16 protein-coding genes are annotated in these 17,129 nt (G+C 49.2%); 3 read left to right on the top strand and 13 right to left on the bottom strand.

Features of this window, described 5'->3' with window-relative positions:
- Positions 1-9: 9 nt before the first annotated feature.
- Complete coding sequence (locus ASF99_RS04700) at positions 10-441, bottom strand: YaiI/YqxD family protein (protein ID WP_055967203.1); 432 nt, start codon at positions 439-441, stop codon at positions 10-12.
- Between the two features lie 124 nt (positions 442-565).
- Here ASF99_RS04700 and ASF99_RS04695 point away from each other — a divergent pair, with 124 nt between their 5' ends.
- Both ASF99_RS04695 and ASF99_RS04690 read left to right on the top strand, forming a co-directional pair.
- Positions 566-2,311 (top strand): ABC transporter ATP-binding protein, encoded by a 1,746-nt coding sequence (locus ASF99_RS04695; RefSeq protein ID WP_082486989.1) that lies wholly within the window; start codon positions 566-568, stop codon positions 2,309-2,311.
- Positions 2,308-3,189, top strand: a complete 882-nt coding sequence (locus ASF99_RS04690; RefSeq protein ID WP_055967197.1) for an NAD(P)-dependent oxidoreductase — start codon at positions 2,308-2,310, stop codon at positions 3,187-3,189. Before ASF99_RS04695 ends, ASF99_RS04690 begins: the two co-directional genes overlap by 4 nt.
- 51 nt (positions 3,190-3,240) lie before the next feature.
- Here the strand turns inward: ASF99_RS04690 and ASF99_RS04685 are convergent, their stop codons facing one another.
- From ASF99_RS04685 to acnA, 10 genes are all read right to left on the bottom strand, one after another.
- On the bottom strand, positions 3,241-3,876 hold the full coding sequence (locus tag ASF99_RS04685; RefSeq protein ID WP_050678317.1) for a DUF975 family protein: 636 nt from the start codon (positions 3,874-3,876) through the stop codon (positions 3,241-3,243).
- Between the two features lie 186 nt (positions 3,877-4,062).
- On the bottom strand, positions 4,063-4,725 hold the full coding sequence (locus tag ASF99_RS04680) for a copper homeostasis protein CutC (protein ID WP_055967194.1): 663 nt from the start codon (positions 4,723-4,725) through the stop codon (positions 4,063-4,065).
- 25 nt (positions 4,726-4,750) lie between these two features.
- Positions 4,751-5,515, bottom strand: coding sequence for a DeoR/GlpR family DNA-binding transcription regulator (locus tag ASF99_RS04675; protein ID WP_023467804.1), 765 nt, complete (start codon positions 5,513-5,515; stop codon positions 4,751-4,753).
- Between the two features lie 191 nt (positions 5,516-5,706).
- Entirely contained in the window at positions 5,707-6,321 is a 615-nt protein-coding gene (gene plsY / locus ASF99_RS04670) for a glycerol-3-phosphate 1-O-acyltransferase PlsY (protein WP_035398091.1), read from the bottom strand.
- A gap of 17 nt (positions 6,322-6,338) precedes the next feature.
- The gene (locus ASF99_RS04665) at positions 6,339-7,370 is read right to left on the bottom strand and encodes a M15 family metallopeptidase (RefSeq protein ID WP_035398093.1); all 1,032 of its coding nucleotides are present in this window, start codon (positions 7,368-7,370) and stop codon (positions 6,339-6,341) included.
- A 245-nt stretch (positions 7,371-7,615) separates the two neighbouring features.
- Positions 7,616-8,053 (bottom strand): acyl-CoA thioesterase, encoded by a 438-nt coding sequence (locus tag ASF99_RS04660; RefSeq protein WP_023467801.1) that lies wholly within the window; start codon positions 8,051-8,053, stop codon positions 7,616-7,618.
- Between the two features lie 12 nt (positions 8,054-8,065).
- Complete coding sequence (locus ASF99_RS04655) at positions 8,066-10,309, bottom strand: AAA family ATPase (RefSeq protein ID WP_023467800.1); 2,244 nt, start codon at positions 10,307-10,309, stop codon at positions 8,066-8,068.
- A gap of 76 nt (positions 10,310-10,385) precedes the next feature.
- Entirely contained in the window at positions 10,386-11,093 is a 708-nt protein-coding gene (locus tag ASF99_RS04650) for a hypothetical protein (RefSeq protein WP_023467799.1), read from the bottom strand.
- Between the two features lie 190 nt (positions 11,094-11,283).
- Entirely contained in the window at positions 11,284-11,748 is a 465-nt protein-coding gene (locus tag ASF99_RS04645) for a DUF3939 domain-containing protein (protein ID WP_023467798.1), read from the bottom strand.
- Between the two features lie 57 nt (positions 11,749-11,805).
- Entirely contained in the window at positions 11,806-14,532 is a 2,727-nt protein-coding gene (gene acnA, locus ASF99_RS04640) for an aconitate hydratase AcnA (protein WP_023467797.1), read from the bottom strand.
- Positions 14,533-14,789: 257 nt separating this feature from the next.
- Between acnA and ASF99_RS04635 the strand changes: the two genes are divergently transcribed.
- Entirely contained in the window at positions 14,790-15,284 is a 495-nt protein-coding gene (locus tag ASF99_RS04635; protein ID WP_023467796.1) for a hypothetical protein, read from the top strand.
- A gap of 33 nt (positions 15,285-15,317) precedes the next feature.
- On the opposite strand, the gene ASF99_RS04630 is transcribed toward ASF99_RS04635, so the two are convergent.
- Positions 15,318-15,887 (bottom strand): hypothetical protein, encoded by a 570-nt coding sequence (locus ASF99_RS04630; protein ID WP_023467795.1) that lies wholly within the window; start codon positions 15,885-15,887, stop codon positions 15,318-15,320.
- 33 nt (positions 15,888-15,920) lie between these two features.
- Positions 15,921-17,105 (bottom strand): RNA-splicing ligase RtcB, encoded by a 1,185-nt coding sequence (locus ASF99_RS04625; RefSeq protein WP_023467794.1) that lies wholly within the window; start codon positions 17,103-17,105, stop codon positions 15,921-15,923.
- Positions 17,106-17,129: the final 24 nt, after the last annotated feature.

The raw sequence follows: 17,129 nt of genomic DNA, 5'->3' as shown, positions 1-17,129 counted from the left end.
CTGTCTTCCTTATATGCTGCTTTGCACTAATGCGCGAAATGCCTCTTCAAAGGCCCGGTCCGCATCGCGCGTCCGTTTTTTCGGTCCTTTCGTCCGTCCACCCGCTCGTCGGATTTGTTGTCCGACATGGCGTGTATGAAGCAATAGATCGATATTCTCGTTCGTAAACTGACGACCATTTTGGTCCATCGCGAAGCCTCCTCGCGCTAAGACGAGTGCTGCTAAACCGTAGTCTTGGGTCACGACGAGATCGCCACGTTTCATCCGATTGACGATCGCGTAATCGACGGCATCTGGTCCTTGTCCGACCGTGATCGTCGTCGCCCCCTCCCGCATCATCTGGTGTGCTGTATCACAAACTAAAAAGACGTCACGTCCCTGTCGGTGTCGAACGACGAGATCGACAACGGGACATCCGTCTGCATCTACGAAAATAGACATCTGAATCCTCCCTTGTTGTTTCCACTATCAGTGTCACAAACCAAAAGATTTCTTGTCAAGTCGCGTTTCCCATTTGACCGTTTCTTCGTTCTTTCGGACAATGGAAAAGAGAGGATGTGTTGAAATGAACGCTGCGACGTTCCAATCTTTTTACCTGTTATTGAAAAAAACGAAACCCCCGGTCGGATTATTATCCGCTGCCGTTTCCGTCTCCGTCATCCAAGCGCTGGCAGCACTCGCCATCCCTTGGTTCTTAAAGACGTTGATTGACGGTTTTACAGTCGATCGACTGACTCCGCAGCTGATCAGTTTGTTCGTGATCGTCTTCGTCGTCCAAGTCGTCGCGAACGCCTTGTCCATCTATTGGTTACAGATCGTTGGTCAACGGATCGTCGCCAATTTGCGGACGCTCTTATGGAAACACCTGTTGACCTTATCGATTCCGTTCTATGATGAGACGAAATCAGGTGAGCTTGTCTCTCGGCTCAATAGTGACGCTACGACACTCCAGCAATTGCTGTCGGAGCAACTCGTCCGCCTGCTGACATCCCTCGTCTCGATCATCGGGGCGATCACGATCCTGTTCTTCCTCGACTGGCAGATGACACTTGTCATGGTCATCGCTGTACCCGTGACGTTACTAATCATCATTCCGCTCGTGCGGAAGCTGCATAAGATATCTCGTGAGACTCAGAAAGAACTCGCAGGATTATCCGGTTTTTTTGCCGAGATGCTCGGCGAAGTCCGACTCGTCAAATCGCAAGCGACAGAATCCTATGAGCTCGACCGTGGGAAAACTCGCATTGAGAATCTTTATGGCTATGGCGTCAAGGAAGGACGAATCCAAGCCCTCTTGTTGCCAATATTCAACGTCACCTTAACGACGATGTTGATCTTGATCATCGGCTTTGGTGCCTACCGCGTCGCGACGAACCAGATCACGGCGGGTGAACTCGTCGCCTTCTCACTCTATTTGTTCCAAATCATGACGCCGCTCGTGACGATGACTGAATTCATCACGAAGTTGCAGAAAGCACGTGGGGCGACAGAGCGAATCATCGAGCTGCTCGATGAGACACCGGAAGCACCTGGAGCGCTTGTTGCGCCGCGTCCGTTTACGGACGTCACGGTCGATCACCTGTCATTCGGATACAATGAGACGCCTATCCTCCAGGATGTCAGCTTTACGTTACCACGCGGCAAGACGACAGCGATCGTTGGTCCGAGTGGATCCGGGAAGACGACATTATTCGCGATACTTGAGCGGTTCTATCAACCGACGTCCGGTCAGATCCGACTCGGAGATCAATCCATCACTGATTTGACGTTATCGTCTTGGCGCCAAGCGATTGGTTATGTTGCGCAAGACTCACCTGTTTTATCGGGAACGATACGCGACAATCTCATCTACGGTCTTGCGGAAGACGTCAGTGAAGACAAAATCCGTGAGGCTGCACGGATGGCGAATGCCGATACGTTCATTGAACGTTTTCCGGAGGGGTATGCAACTGAAATCGGAGAACGGGGTGTCAAGTTGTCTGGTGGTCAACGCCAACGGATTGCAATCGCACGTGCACTCCTCCGTGATCCGGAAATTCTATTGCTGGATGAAGCCACGTCAAGCCTCGACTCTGAGTCCGAGCGGGTCGTTCAGGAAGCACTTGAACGATTGATGGTCGGACGGACGACGTTCGTCATCGCCCATCGTCTCGCGACAGTCCGTCATGCCGATCAAATCATCGTCCTTGAAGATGGTCGGATTTCCGGCATCGGGACACATGATCGTCTTGTCGTCGACAATCCATTGTATAATAAGCTCGTAACGCAACAATTCATCGGCACGGAACGTGCAAGGGGGAATCACGTATGAAGACAGTCGGTTTCATCGGATTAGGTGTCATGGGACAAGGCATGGTCCGCAATCTGCGCAAGGCAGGTTTTACAGTCAAAGGATATAATCGCACGAAAGAAAAAGGACTCGTCCTTGAAGCAGATGATGTCAAGATCGTCGATACGATTCAAGACGTCGTCACGGAGGTCGACGTCGTCATCTCGATCGTCGGTTATCCGCAAGACGTCGAGCAGATCTACTTCGAAGACGGAATCCTCGATCATGCGACACCAGGAACGATTCTGATTGACATGACGACATCCAGTCCGGCTCTTGCAGAACGAATCGCGAAGGAAGCGGCAGCACGCGGTCTTCAGGCACTTGATGCACCTGTCACAGGTGGTGACCTCGGCGCGAAGAACGGAACACTCGCCATTCTCGTCGGTGGGGAAGAAGCGACTTTCGCACAAGCGAAGCCATTATTCGAAGCGATGGGAAAATCGATTTCACTCTTCGGTGGTCCTGGTAAAGGACAATCGGCGAAACTCGCGAACCAAATCGCGATTGCCGGCTCGATGATTGGAACAGCGGAGATGCTGTTGTTCGTCACGCGGTCCGGGATTGACCCGACGCAATTCATCGAGACGATCAAATCTGGTTCTGCCGGTAGCTGGAGTCTTGAGAACTTGATTCCGCGCGTCATCGCTGAAAACTACTCACCTGGTTTCTTCGTCAAGCACTTCATCAAGGATATGCGCCTTGCCCTTGAGCGAGGAGCTGAGATGGGCATTGCGACACCTGGTCTCGCACTGACGAAGGATTTATATGAACAACTTGCTGAGCTGGGTCACGCCGATTCCGGTACACAAGCGCTTTATCTGTTGCTCGCCGAACGTTCACGCGCTTCGGTAGAATAAGCAAAAGCCTGTACGCTACGTCTACTGACGTAATGTACAGGCTTTTTTCGTTCATCCCTCGACGGATGATTGACGTGTTGGTTTCAAGCGTTCATAGAAGTGTGCCATCGTCGTATCGAAATACGGCGTCAAGAAGATGACACCCACAGTACTAAGTAGTGCGAGGATACCCCAGCCGATGAAACTCAAGTAAAGCATGATCAATTCACGCTTATGCCCTTTCATCATCCGACGGCTCTCGCCAAGTACTTGCCAAAACGACAATTCAGGCCGGTCGACCAAAATGTACGGGACGAGGCGATACGCTAGATAAAAGTACAATGCCGGTAAAATCAAAAATGATCCGACATAGACCAATACCGTCACGATCGCGTAAGCAGCAATCGTCCGGAAAGCACGTCGAAACGAAGAAAATCCTTCGAATAACGTTCCGATGCCAGCAGATTCCCCGCGTGTGAAGCGTAAGTAAGCAATCGTTCGTCCGACCGTCACCGGAGCAAGCACGATCGTTACGACCATGTTCAGTCCGATGAAACGGACCATGCTGTCGATGTCATCTTGGTCAAAGGACATCCGGCTTGCTGCAAGCGCAAAGATCAGGAAGTAGATGATCGAGATGCTTAGCCCGACCAGCCAACGTCCTTTTAGTGTACCAAGGGCGTCTTGTTTTAATTGTTTAGGGTTCATGTCGTACTCCTTCATTTCCACTATTTCCATCTTTGATTCTAGCGTAGTCCCGTTGAAAAACCTAGTTATCCCGCTCTGCTTTTCAAACGCGTCACGGAATCGTCGAAAATCCGTCACGAACACATACAAAAAAATCCATTTCTCTCATCTCATAAGATTTGAAAAATGGATTCGTGCGGTATAGGATTAGCGCAGAAGTCGCGTCAATGCCTCAACACGTTCTTTTTGAATGATACCGTCTTGTAAGACAGCGGAACCCACATGTAGTTCCGATGCCTTCGTCGCCTCAAGAAGTGCTTCCGCATTCTCAAGCGTAATCCCGGAACCTGGTAAGATAATCAAGTCCGGATGGTCCTCGATCAAGCGAGTGATTGTCTCTTTTCCTTCTAACGCCGTCGCTTGACCACCCGACGTCAAGATCCGGTCGACTTCTGGAAAATCAGCGAGCACTTCTGCCGCTTCGAGAATATCACGACTACTGTCGATCGCCCGGTGGAACGTCAGTGACAGTTCCCCTTTATGTTTGATAATTCGACCAAGGAAGCCTTCGTCGATGCGACCGTCTGCGGTCAATGAGCCAACGACGATCCCGGCAGCACCGAGTTCACGGATCAAGTCGATATCCGTGATGATCGTCTCCTCATCTGATTTCGAATAGACGAACGACTTACTATGTGGTCGAACGAGGACGTGAACCGGAATCTCGACCGTCGAGACGACTTGACGAATCAGTCCATAGCTCGGCGTCAACCCACCTTCGGATAATGCGGAAACGAGCTCGATCCGGTCCGCTCTGGCTTGTTCTGCTGCGACCGCTTCTTCTACGGTCGATGCGATGATTTCTAACATGATGCATCCCTCCCGCATCAGTGTATCATGAGACGACCATCCAGTTCACGCGTTCGTTGAACAGTTTCATCTCCCACGATGGTGGATAGGAGGCTGGACTGAGGACGATCTTTGCACGTCGGAACTCTGCCACCTTATATTTACGATTGCCTTGGAATTCATCGTTTGCCAAAAAGGCATAGACGTCCTTCGTACAACTGATAACGGCTTTTTGAATCAGTGAGGATTCAATATCATCGCTGACGAAGCCGCGCTCGATTTCAGCACCGTCAAACGATAGAAAACAAGCATCAAAAGCGTAAGCATCGAGCGCCTGCAAGACTTCGACTCCGACTGTCTGCCCATAAGCATCGACTGTCCCACCGAGTAATCGAATTTCACCTTTGAACGGTCCCGTCTTACGGCACTGCTCCAAGTGACTAGCGACCATCAGTGAGTTCGTGACGATCGTCGCGTTCCCCGTTAAATACGGCAACAGATGCTCGACCGGCTCACCTCGACCAAGAAAGATACAGGAATAATCGCTGAGCCATCCTTTCGCATAACGCGCTAAACGGCGAGACAATTGATCCGTCCGACGTGAGATCGGCGTCTCTCGTTTTCCTCCTTGATAGATGGCGCCACCATAGACGCGCTTCAATTGCCGTTCCCGTTCGAGTTCCTCTAAGTAGCGTCGTACCGTTTCTCCCGAGACATCGAGACGTTCGATCAAATCCTTCGTCATGACTTTCCCTTCCTCTTCCAGCCATTCCATGATGCGTGATTTCCGCTCTTCTCCTAACAACGACACGTGCGCTTCCCCCTTCACAGACAAGTTCTAGTTCTAGTGTATCGAACGTCTGTAAAGGTCTTGTAAATCCGATGTAAATAAACGTGTAGTTCCTATGAAATGTCGTTGAATTCGTCCGTTATCCGACTTTTTTCACAAACAAAAGACGCATCCGCATCTCAATGAACGAGATGTAGATGCGTCTTAATGACTCATTCAGACGGTTTCTTTGCAAAGAGTGGAATCTTAGATTCTGTTCCTTGGCGAATCCGTTGGATGTTCTCGCGGTGCTTGAAGATGACGAACAAAGCAAGAACCGTAAAGAACGTCGGAACGATCCAATCGTTCGTCAAAAAGCCGATGGTGATGGAAACAACGATTCCGACACTTGCCGCCACGATTGAACTGAGCGACACCATCCGGCTTAGACGAAGTGTCGTCAAAAAGGAGACGAGCAGGAAGATGAACAGAACAGGGCTCGTCACGAGCAACATCCCTCCGGACGTCGCAACTGCCTTTCCGCCTTTGAACTTCGCGAAGATCGGATAGATATGACCGATGACAGCTGCTAATCCAGCAAACAACGGATGTATATCTGCTCCCATTAAGATTGGAACAAGGCTTGCGACGGCTCCTTTTCCGAAATCACCGATCAATACGATGATTCCCGCCTTTTTTCCCAAGACACGGAACGTATTCGTCGTTCCGAGATTCCCGCTACCATGTTGGCGAATATCCATCCCGTGTCCCCACTTCCCGACAAGAAGTGCGAACGGTATCGAACCAAGCAGATAGCCAAGAACTAAAATCCCTATGATTTCAATCATAGTCAACCTCCAACCTCTTAGTGACCGACTTTCATATATTCCTCAAGAGTCTGTCCGTTATTTTTAATTTGTGTCGCGACATCGACACCGACATAACGAATGTGCCATGGCTCATACGTATAGCCTGTCCGTGATTGGAAACCACGATCGTAGCGCACGATGAAACCATATTTGGCTGCGTTATTCGCAATCCATTTTCCTTCTTTCGTATCACCAAGGGCAGCTGTTAACCCGTTACCAACGCTTGGTGCCGAAATATCAAAAGCAAGACCTGTTTGGTGCTCACTGTTACCAGGACGAGCTGAATATTGATCAGCAGCTGCCTTGCCATCACGTGCGACATAATTATTATACAATACTTTTTGACGTGCGCCTGAACGGAATCCGCTGACAGCGTTCAATGTCACGCCTTCTTTTTTAGCAGCGGCGAACATCTTTTCCATCTGTTTCGCAGCCGGCGCCCGCATGTAGCTTTGCTCGAGCACGCCCGAGTATGAGAAGCTGACGTTCGGGACGACAAGATCCGATGGCTTGTAGTCGATCGGCAAGCCGTATTTCTTATTGACGACGACGAGATTACCAAGTGATAGATTTGCTTTGGCATTTGCTGATTTATCGACGTCCGGTGTTTCATCTTCTGGTTTCGACGGTTTCTCTTGTTCTGGATCCTGAGATGAACTATCCGGTTTATCCGTCGATTCGTCTTTGTTGTCTTCTGTTTTGTTCTCTGAAGCTGGTGTATCGTCTTTTTGTTCTTCTTCTTTTTTCGTCTCATCCGAAGAACCTTGATCTTCTTGCGTTGCCGCGTCAGACGAATTGTCTTCTTGTTTTGCTTCTTCTGACGTATCGTCTTTTGCTGTTTCGTCTGTTTTATTTGTTTCGTCTTTGTTCGTGTCTTTTGCTGTGTCTTCTTTTTTCGTTTCGTCGTTTGATTGTTTTGTCTCATCTGATTTCTGTTCCGTTTTCGTTGTATCATCCGCTTGTTGATCCCCAGGATTACATCCTGCAAGGAGAAGCGCTAACGTACTGACGGTTACGATTTTTTTCATGAGTAAGACCCCTCTTCTTTTTATGCTTCTCTATGTTACCGCTAATCGTTCCATCCGTCGAGTCTACTTCCGACAGATAGAGTAAGTCCCTACCTTACTTCAGCTTCTTTATTTTCGCAAATGATTCTGACTTTGTCATCGGTCGTTAGTACCAAGTGCTAAATTTTACTGTTCAGACTGAAAAAGCTGAAAAAAGAAAAAAGCAGAACCGATTCAAAAATCGATTCCGCTTTTGATGCATCTCTTCACGCTTCCGTTAAGAGTGCTGCGTCCGTCTCACTCATCTTCTCATAAATTTCGTGCCAGTTCGGGAACACCTTCGGCAAGCGAATCGGTCGGAAGTTTTCCTTCTTGACGACGACGTGTGTCGTTTTCGCAGATACCGCAAGTTTCCCGTCCGGATGTTTGACTGTATAGCCATAAATCGTCCGTAGTCCATCGTAATGATCAATCCAAACCGTGACGACCGCTGTATCACCGTACGTCAACGAGCGTTTGTAATCGAGATTGACATTCGTGACCGGGGAGACATAACCCGCATCTTCCATCTCCTTGTAATCAAGACCCAAGGACTGGATTAATTCTGTCCGTGCGAGTTCCAAATAGACGAGATAGTTCGAATGATAGACGATGCCCATCATGTCCGTCTCGGCGTACCGGACAGGTATTTCAATCGTGTGCATGTAGCTTCCCCCTTAAAAATCCTCTTTTTCAAGATAGGACCATTCTGAACCGGACAAGCTAACTTTGTCAATTAATCGCATCGACTGCTTCGCGATCGCCTGTTCGACGATCGTGATCGCCGCCCGTGCGTTTCCGTTCGGAACGACATCAATCTTCTCGGTAAGCGTCAACCGTGCGTCCTCCGTCAGCTCGTATCCGAACCGTGCTGCGTATCCTTCAATGATTTGAATCAACTCGTCTGGCGAATAATTCGGGAAGTGGAACGATCGCTTAAAGCGTGATTTCAGTCCTGGGTTACTCGCAAGCAAAGCGTTCATCTGTTGCTCGTAACCCGCAAGGACGACGACGAGATTGTCTTGATGTTTCGTCATCTCATCCACGAGCGTATCAATCGCTTCCTTCCCGAAGTCGTTCGCTCCACCGTTTAACGCATACGCTTCATCAATGAATAAGACACCACCCAGCGCGTCGCGAATTGCGTCGCGCGTCTTTTGCGCTGTTTGTCCGACGTAACCGGAGACGAGATCCGCCCGGCTGACGACTTTCAGATGTCCGCGTTTCAAATAACCGCATTGTCGTAACACATCAGCATAAAGCTGCGCGACAGTCGTCTTTCCGGTCCCGCTATTGCCGCTAAAGACCGCATGCAATTCGACCGGTAAGACTTTATAACCAGCTTCCCGGCGACGTTTTTGCATTGACAACAGAGCTTCAATCTGTTTGAGTTCATCTTTAAGATCAGACAATCCGACGAGCGAAGCGATCCGCTCCTCAACGGTTGCGTCCGGTTCTTGCACCATCTCGAAGTCTTCTTGTTCGAGTAAGGCAAAGTCTTCGTGACTGGCACTCTCTCCAAGGCTTGATCCCTTCTTGAAGATCGCATCAAGCACGATATTACGGACGGCGCGTCCATTTCCGAAACTGGCGTCAACTCGTTCTCGCTCAAGCCGTCCGAGCAACGCCCGCTCTGCTTGTTCCGTCAAGACGTAATCGTTCGCGGTCGCGATCGAACGTCCGATGGCGAGCAGCTCCTGATCCGTATAGTCAGCGAGTAGATAATGATTTGATTCCGGGAAACGACTCCGGAGTCCAGGATTCGCCTTCAGGAAATCACGCATCTCTTCTGGGTATCCAGCAAGCACGACCGCAAATCGCCCTGCATATTCCCCACTCGTCATCGCTGCGACGAGCGTATCAATCGCGGCCTGACCATAATCGTTCCCACTTTGTCCGGCACGTTTTAAGGCATAGGCTTCATCGATGAAGAGCACCCCTCCGACGGCTTCGCGGACTTTACTCATGACCTGTTCTTCCGTCTGACCGACGAACGCACCGACAAGCGATGAACGATCCGTCTCGACGACTTCCGGTCGTTCGAGAAGTCCGAGCTCGTGATAGATTTTTGCCATCAGACGGGCAAGCGTCGTCTTTCCGGTTCCGGGGTTACCCATGAAGATCATGTGTAGCGATGGTTGATCGCTTGAACGGTAGCCATCTTCCGATCGTTTTTGTTGATACTTCAAGAAGCGATACATATGATGGACCCGTTGTTTGATGTCTTCGAGACCAATCATCGCGTCGAGTTCTTCGAGTGCTGAGCGTTCGACTTGTTTGCTTTCGACGGGGAGCAAAGCGACGACACGTTTGAGATCCTGGATTGTCGTCGCTTTCAGTTCCGTCATCTCGCGAAACGCTTCTCGGGAATAGAAACGCTCTTGCAAGCTATCGACGAATGTCTGCGCTGTCTGTTCAAGCGTGGCACTCGAACGCAGTAATGCCGTTCCAGCTTCGAACAGTTCCGTCCAGCGACCAGCATCCAATCGACGCAACCGTTCCGTCAGTTCGACGATTTGTTCCGTCTCCTCGACGATTTGGCTTGCTTGGAGAATCAGTTCTTTCGTCGCTGATCGTTTGGCGTTCGCATTGTCCGTCTCGCGAATCGTCGGAAACGTATGCGCAACAAGGCGCTGATACGTACTTTGTAATTGTTGTTCCGTCAACAACTGCTCAAGACGAGCTGGCAAACGACCATGCTGACGGATTTCTTGCATCCAACTCTCAGCTAAGGCATCCAGTCGTCCCGTCATGATATAGCGATGTTCGACGAGTAACGCCAAGATGCGGACGAGTGCTTCCGTCTCTCCAAGCAACCGGCTACTTTGAGCATACCGTAAGGCGAGCACCTCCTCGACCTTCGCGCCCTCTTCCCACGCTTTGATTTGATTGAACATCTCCTCTTTCGAGAATGCTTCCATGTTGAACCTCCTGCGTCTCGAAAAAACCGACTTTGTCCGCTACCGTTTCGTAGCGTCATCGCCGGTCGTTTCTTGTTTATTTTGCTTTTAACCAATCCGGATCGAACGTATCGATCGTTTCAAAACTCTTCATCTTGACAGAGTAGAACAGTTTACCGTTATTACGTGACTCCGCACCGAGTACTTTCGAACGGTCGGAAGCGACATAATACGTTGCTTGTTCTTGGTTGTTTTCTTTATCGAAGATCGATGGGTATTGTTTGATCCAGTCTTCTGGTACCGTGCTTGATGGTTCTTTTTTCACATACACGTCTGCTGCCATTCCAGCGATGTCCGCTTCTCCCTCGACTTGTCCGAAGTCACCTTTGTTGATGAAGGCGAGGATCTGTTCGTTGAAGCCACGTGAGAGGAATGGGCGCGGCGCACTGACACTTTTGCCGGCTTTCGTCTCATTGACTAACTTCCCTGTCGCATCATACTCACGGAACATCGTCCCGTTCCAGATCGCAAGCGATCCTTTTGACGGACCGTCTACGACTTCTGTCCGGAAATGACCTTTGTCATTAAAGACGACTTCATACGTGCGTGATTCAAGTTCATCTTTTTTCGTCGCGAGCTTCTTCTCAACATATTGGATGCGTGTCATCGTATAAAACGGTTTGACCGTCGCGGCTTTTTCATCGCTTGCGGTCTGCGTCTTGTTCAAGAGATAAAAATTGTAGGCAAGGAGGATCGCCATTGCCACGATTGCTACTGCAATCCACGTGCTCGTTCGTTTCGTCATGCCATGTACACCTTCCTAGCTCAAGTCTCTATTCCTTATCATCGTATCGGTTTTATAAGGAGAATACAAAGGGTTTGTCCGAGATTTCACGATTTCTGACTAAATTCGTCAGACTTTTGAACAAATCAGAAAATGGTCAGGACGACAAAAAAAGGCGAACCGAATGAATTCGGTCCACCCTTGATTACGTTTATGCTTCTTTCGGCGTCAGCGAGACGATCATCGACTCATCGACCAAGTAATAGCTATGATGCGGCATTTCACGCAAATAGCCATCTTGAAACAACATCGCGCAGTCGACTTGGAACGTTTTGCTATACGGTTTCAACGGGAGTTTCTTCACCCGGTCAAAATAGCGATCGACGGCAACCTGGACATGATCCATCTCATAGACAAGTTCTCGGTCTTTTGCCTCCATGATGGTGAATGTCTCACGCGACATGTAAAACACTTGTGTCGAACGTGCTTTCAAATACGGCTCCAACTGCTTTAAGTCGATGCGTTGTTCGTTGTCTAAAAGCACTGTCCGATTCGTCCCTTTCGGTAGTTCGGATTCAAAAGCATGCGTCGCTTGTTTGACTTCATCAAGCGTCACGTCACGCATCGGCAACGGCTGGTCTTCCTTCGGTTGAAACCACTTCTTGAATCGGTTCACCTTTTTCCTCCTCTCGTCAAAAAAAGGTGGGGTTTCCCCCACCTTTGATTAGACAACTTATGCTTGTTGGAGACGCTCACGAAGGACCATTGGAAGGATCCCGCCGTGACGGTAGTAATCGATGTCGACTTCTGAGTCGAAACGAGCGATCGCTTCGAATTCAGTGACTTTTCCGTCTGCCGCTGTCGCTGTGACTTTAACGATGTCACGTGGACGAACAGACTCATCGATTGCGATGCTGATCGCTTCTTCACCTGTTAAACCAAGTGTTTCAGCTGTCGTGCCTGCCACGTATTGCAGTGGAAGAACACCCATCATGACGAGGTTTGAACGGTGAATCCGCTCGAAGCTTTCCGCGATGACGGCTTTGACGCCGAGCAAGTTCGTTCCTTTTGCTGCCCAGTCACGTGAAGAACCCATACCGTAATCTTTACCAGCGAGGATGACGAGACCTGTGCCATCTTCTTTATACTTCATCGCAGCATCGTACATCGCCATCGTTTCGCCTGTTGGCCAGTACGTCGTGAAGCCACCTTCTGTACCTGGTGCGACTTGGTTACGGATGCGGATGTTCGCGAACGTTCCGCGCATCATGATTTCGTGGTTACCACGACGTGAACCGTATGAGTTGAAGTCTTTTGGTGCAACCCCTTTGTTGACGAGGTATTGACCGGCTGGTGTCGTTTTCGAGAATGAACCCGCTGGTGAGATGTGGTCCGTCGTAACCGAGTCAGCAAACTTACCGAAGACACGGAGTCCGTTGAGCGCTTCGACTTGACCAGCTTCCTTCGCCAAGTTCTCGAAGAACGGTGGGTTTTGGATGTACGTCGACTCACCGTCGAAGTCGTACTGATCCCCTGTTGGCACATCAAGGTTGTTCCAACGTTCGTTTCCTGTGAAGACTGAATCGTATTCTGCACGGAAGCTTTCTGGTGTGACGACCGTGTTGATGATCGTTTGGATCTCATCACGTGACGGCCAGATGTCAGCGAAGAAGACTTCTTGTCCGTCTTTGCCTGTTCCGAGTGACGCGTTCATGATATCGACGTCGACTGTTCCTGCAAGTGCATACGCGACGACGAGTGGCGGTGAAGCCAAGTAGTTCGCTTTGACGAGCGGGTGGACACGACCTTCGAAGTTACGGTTACCGGAGAGGACAGACGAAACGAGTAAGTCTGAACCGAGGATTGCGTCTTCGACTGCGCGGTCGAGTGGACCAGAGTTCCCGATACATGTCGTACAGCCGTAACCGACCGTGTTGAAGCCGAGTTCGTCAAGGTACGTTTGGAGTCCTGATTTCTCGAGGTAATCCGTAACGACCTTCGATCCTGGCGCAAGTGATGTCTTGACGTATTTTGGAACCGAAAGACCGAGTTCGATCGCTTTTTTCGCGACGAGTCCAGCACCGATCATGACGTATGGGTTTGATGTGTTCGTACAGCTCGTGATCGCAGCGATTGCCACGTCACCCGTACGCATTTCAACTGCTTCGTCTTCGAACTGAACGACAGCGACTTTGTTCGCTTCTTCTTCCGCTAAGCCGAATCCAGCGTTTCCTTGTGGAGCCGTCAACGCTTTTTTGAATGATGTATGAACATCCGTCAAATCGATCCGGTCTTGTGGACGTTTTGGTCCAGCAAGGGCAGGAACGATTGTCGAAAGATCGAGTTCGACTGTTTTCGTGAATGTTGGATCTTCGTTTTGTGGCGTGTAGAACAAACCGTTTGCTTTCGAGTAGTTCTCGACTTTTTCGATCAATTCTTCATCGCGACCTGTCAGACGAAGGTACGTCAATGTTTCTGTGTCGACTGGGAAGAATCCACATGTTGCACCATATTCTGGCGCCATGTTCGCGATTGTTGCCCGGTCAGAAAGTGACATCAAGTGGAGTGATGGACCGAAGAACTCGACGAATTTACCAACGACGTTCTCTTGACGGAGCATTTCCGTTACACGAAGGGCAACGTCTGTTGCTGTCGTTCCTGGGTGCATCTCACCTGTAATGCGTACACCGATGACTTCTGGTACTGGGAAGAACGATGGCTGTCCGAGCATGCCCGCTTCCGCTTCGATCCCACCGACTCCCCAACCGAGGACGCCAAGACCGTTGATCATCGTCGTGTGTGAGTCCGTTCCGACGAGTGTATCCGGGTACACATCAACTGTACCGTCTGCTGTTTCCTTTTCAAGGACGACAGATGCCAAGTACTCGAGGTTAACTTGGTGGACGATCCCTGTTGCTGGTGGTACGGCACGGTAGTTATCGAATGCCGATGTCGCCCAGCGAAGTAATTTGTAACGCTCTTCGTTACGTTCGAATTCGAGATCCATGTTTTCTGCAAGTGCTCCAGCAAAACCGTAAGCATCGACTTGAACCGAGTGGTCAACGACGAGGTCGACTGGTACTTCTGGGTTGATGACCGATGGGTCTCCACCGAGATCTTGCATGGCTTTACGAAGTGACGCGAGGTCAACGACCGTTGGAACACCTGTGAAATCCTGAAGGATGACGCGTGACGGTTTGAACGGAACATCGACATCGTTCGAAACTTGAGCTGTTCCCCATTTCGCCAAGTTCTCGACGTGTTCACGTGTGATCGAACGACCATCTTGTTGACGAAGTACTGACTCGAGTAGGACACGAATCGAGTATGGAAGACGTTTGACTTCCGTCAATCCGAGTTCTTCCAATTTTTCAAGACTATAGTACTGATAATTCTTACCGTTTGCTTCAAACGAACGGCGTGCGCCAAAGACATCTTGCGACACATCTGTTTGCTTCATGGTGATTCCCCCTTTAAGTGTTCACGACATCAAGCCCCTGATACCGCTTACTTGTACAGTTCTATCATAGTATAATATGGATTCCGTTACAATTTGAAAGAACAAAAGACTTTCGATAAGTTTTACTTATTGCCGATATTAGAAAATTATTCTGTTGTCCTGTTTTTCTCATATTTCCAGTCTCGCGTTTCCATTTAGAATGTTCAGGGTACTTAAAAAGTGTAGTACGATATCCGATTCTTGTGGAGGCGTTTATTATGGCGAAATACAAAAGCGATGCAACGCACGTTATTACGACAATCATTTTTAGTGATTTAGAAAAAGCAAAAACAGGCTTTGCGATGATTAAGGATCTCGAGGCAATCAAGGAAATCGAGATGGATCAGATGGTTCTCGCAAAACGTGACGAAGCAGAGGGCTTCTCTTTCATCGATGCCATCGACTTCACGCAACAGGACCAATCCTTCAAAGGCTCATTGATCGGCATGGCAATCGGTGTCGTTGGTGGTCCGTTCGGTATGCTCGTCGGCTCCGTTGCTGGTTACTTGATTGGTGCGAACCGGGATGAGAAGAACGAGCGGGAATCATTTGATTTGTTCAATCGGACGCTGAATCAGATCAATCCTGACCATTACGGTGTCATCTTGATCAGTGAGGTCAACGAAGATTCAGAAGCCGTCAATGCGATCGCCGCTGAACTTGGCGCGACGATTCGTCGGACTGGTGAGACATTACCGGATGGTACGGTCTAATCAAATCAGAGTTGTCACCTTTACGTTCTCGTTTTAAACGGGGACGTTTTTTAATTCCTGGATCACCTGTTTTGCTGCTTCCTGTGTCGTGTCAGGATCTACTTTGTTTAATGAATTTTGTTGTACGGATATGAGGATGTTTTTGTAGCTAATGATGAGGAGCTCGCCGTAACTACCGTTTGATTGATACTGAACCAGATCATTGCCTATGTATCGATTCGTATACGCAAAATGAATCGCTAACTGCGTATCTTGTTTTTGGTTTTCAAAATAAAGTGTCTCCTGGGTCGATGGCGTATCAATCGTTCCGTCAACCGTTAACCATCTTCTCTTCTCAAAACTCAAGGATTGGTCGACAGCCGTGAAGTCTGCACCGATCGTACTATCCTTCAACTGAAACTGGTCCATCTTCAAGTGTTCATTCATATGCTTGAACAGCTTTTCATACTGAACTGGATTTAAGATGGGGTGTTTCGTCTGATTCGTATGCGTAGTAGTTTTGACTTCTACTTTTTTCTGTTCCGTCGTGACCGCCTCATCCGTGCATCCAGCGATCAAAAACACACTTGAAAACAGAATCAACATAGTCCCCTTATAATTCATAGAATATCCTCCCCAATTGATAATAACCTTCCATCATTTCGCCTTAAAGTTGTACAGCGGTTTAATGATTTCGACGACATCGACCGTTTCTTTCGTATTACGGATGATTTCGTCCATCGGCTTGTAGACGAACGGCGACTCGTCACGCGTCGATGCGACGACTGAACTTGACCAGACATCGGTCATCGTCTTTTCGAACGCATCCAGTTCAACTGTTTTGAATGCTTTTGACCGCGACATGATTCGTCCTGCTCCGTGTGGCGCGGAATAGTTCCAATCGGGATTTCCTTTTCCTACGACGATCAAGGAACCATCACGCATGTTCATCGGAATGATTGCCCGCTCGCCGGCTTTTGCAGAGATGGCACCTTTTCGTAGAATCATCGCGTCAAGATCGATGTAGTTGTGGATCGTATCGAATTGATCCGCTACCGTCCATCCCATCGCCTCGAAAATGACCTCGGTCATCGCCTGACGGTTCAATGCTGCGTATCGTTGAGCAATCTTAAGATCATGGAGGTAACGCTCCATCGCTTCGCCGGAAACAGATGCTAAATCTTTGTTAAACGTAGACCGTTTTTCCTTCAATTGCTGTAAGGTCGTCTGTATATCCGACTCGCGCCCTTGTTGTTTTAATTCGGCGATGACTTGGTCAGCGTCAAATTGGAAGCGTGCAGTTTCTGCCTCTGCTTGATAATGTTCGGCAATCGTCTTCCCAAGATTGCGACTACCAGAATGAATGACGAGATAGCGCTGTCCTGCTGCATCCTGGTTCAGTTCGATGAAATGATTCCCTCCACCAAGCGTACCGATTGATAATCGTGCCCGTGTCTCGTTAAACGGTGCAAGTACTTGATCAAACGGTACCTGTTCGGACAATGGATGAGCTTGCTGACGTACCGACATGCCACTTGGAACGAGACGCTGAATCGTCGCGTCAAGTTTCGCATAATCGATTGGTTCTTGTTCAGCAAGTCGTGTACATAACATGCCGCAACCGATATCAACACCGACGAGGTTCGGTACGACCTCGTCCGTCACATGCATCGTCGTTCCGATGACAGACCCTTTTCCAGCATGGCAATCTGGCATGATCCGGACGCGACTGTCTGTCGCAAATTGTTCCTCTAACATAGCTGTGACTTGCTTAATCGTCAGGTCGTCGACGTTATCCGTGAAAATCTTTGCTTCTCCATACGTGCCTTGAATCGTTTTCATACGATCGTTCCTTTCTTTCCTATC

It is taken from the genome of Exiguobacterium sp. Leaf187, assembly GCF_001423925.1.
Lineage (GTDB): Bacteria > Bacillota > Bacilli > Exiguobacteriales > Exiguobacteriaceae > Exiguobacterium_A > Exiguobacterium_A indicum.
This window is presented reverse-complemented; position numbering and strand designations above follow the sequence as displayed.

What these genes read in the sequence shown, in the direction of transcription:
- ASF99_RS04625 (WP_023467794.1), bottom strand. Translation starts at nt 17,105, where the DNA reads ATGAAAACGATTCAAGGCACGTATGGAGAAGCAAAGATTTTCACGGAT.
- ASF99_RS04630 (WP_023467795.1), bottom strand. Translation starts at nt 15,887, where the DNA reads ATGAATTATAAGGGGACTATGTTGATTCTGTTTTCAAGTGTGTTTTTG.
- ASF99_RS04655 (WP_023467800.1), bottom strand. Translation starts at nt 10,309, where the DNA reads ATGGAAGCATTCTCGAAAGAGGAGATGTTCAATCAAATCAAAGCGTGG.
- ASF99_RS04695 (WP_082486989.1), top strand. Translation starts at nt 566, where the DNA reads ATGAACGCTGCGACGTTCCAATCTTTTTACCTGTTATTGAAAAAAACG.
- ASF99_RS04650 (WP_023467799.1), bottom strand. Translation starts at nt 11,093, where the DNA reads ATGACGAAACGAACGAGCACGTGGATTGCAGTAGCAATCGTGGCAATG.
- ASF99_RS04665 (WP_035398093.1), bottom strand. Translation starts at nt 7,370, where the DNA reads ATGAAAAAAATCGTAACCGTCAGTACGTTAGCGCTTCTCCTTGCAGGA.
- ASF99_RS04660 (WP_023467801.1), bottom strand. Translation starts at nt 8,053, where the DNA reads ATGCACACGATTGAAATACCTGTCCGGTACGCCGAGACGGACATGATG.
- acnA (WP_023467797.1), bottom strand. Translation starts at nt 14,532, where the DNA reads ATGAAGCAAACAGATGTGTCGCAAGATGTCTTTGGCGCACGCCGTTCG.
- ASF99_RS04700 (WP_055967203.1), bottom strand. Translation starts at nt 441, where the DNA reads ATGTCTATTTTCGTAGATGCAGACGGATGTCCCGTTGTCGATCTCGTC.
- ASF99_RS04690 (WP_055967197.1), top strand. Translation starts at nt 2,308, where the DNA reads ATGAAGACAGTCGGTTTCATCGGATTAGGTGTCATGGGACAAGGCATG.
- ASF99_RS04685 (WP_050678317.1), bottom strand. Translation starts at nt 3,876, where the DNA reads ATGAACCCTAAACAATTAAAACAAGACGCCCTTGGTACACTAAAAGGA.
- ASF99_RS04635 (WP_023467796.1), top strand. Translation starts at nt 14,790, where the DNA reads ATGGCGAAATACAAAAGCGATGCAACGCACGTTATTACGACAATCATT.
- plsY (WP_035398091.1), bottom strand. Translation starts at nt 6,321, where the DNA reads ATGATTGAAATCATAGGGATTTTAGTTCTTGGCTATCTGCTTGGTTCG.
- ASF99_RS04680 (WP_055967194.1), bottom strand. Translation starts at nt 4,725, where the DNA reads ATGTTAGAAATCATCGCATCGACCGTAGAAGAAGCGGTCGCAGCAGAA.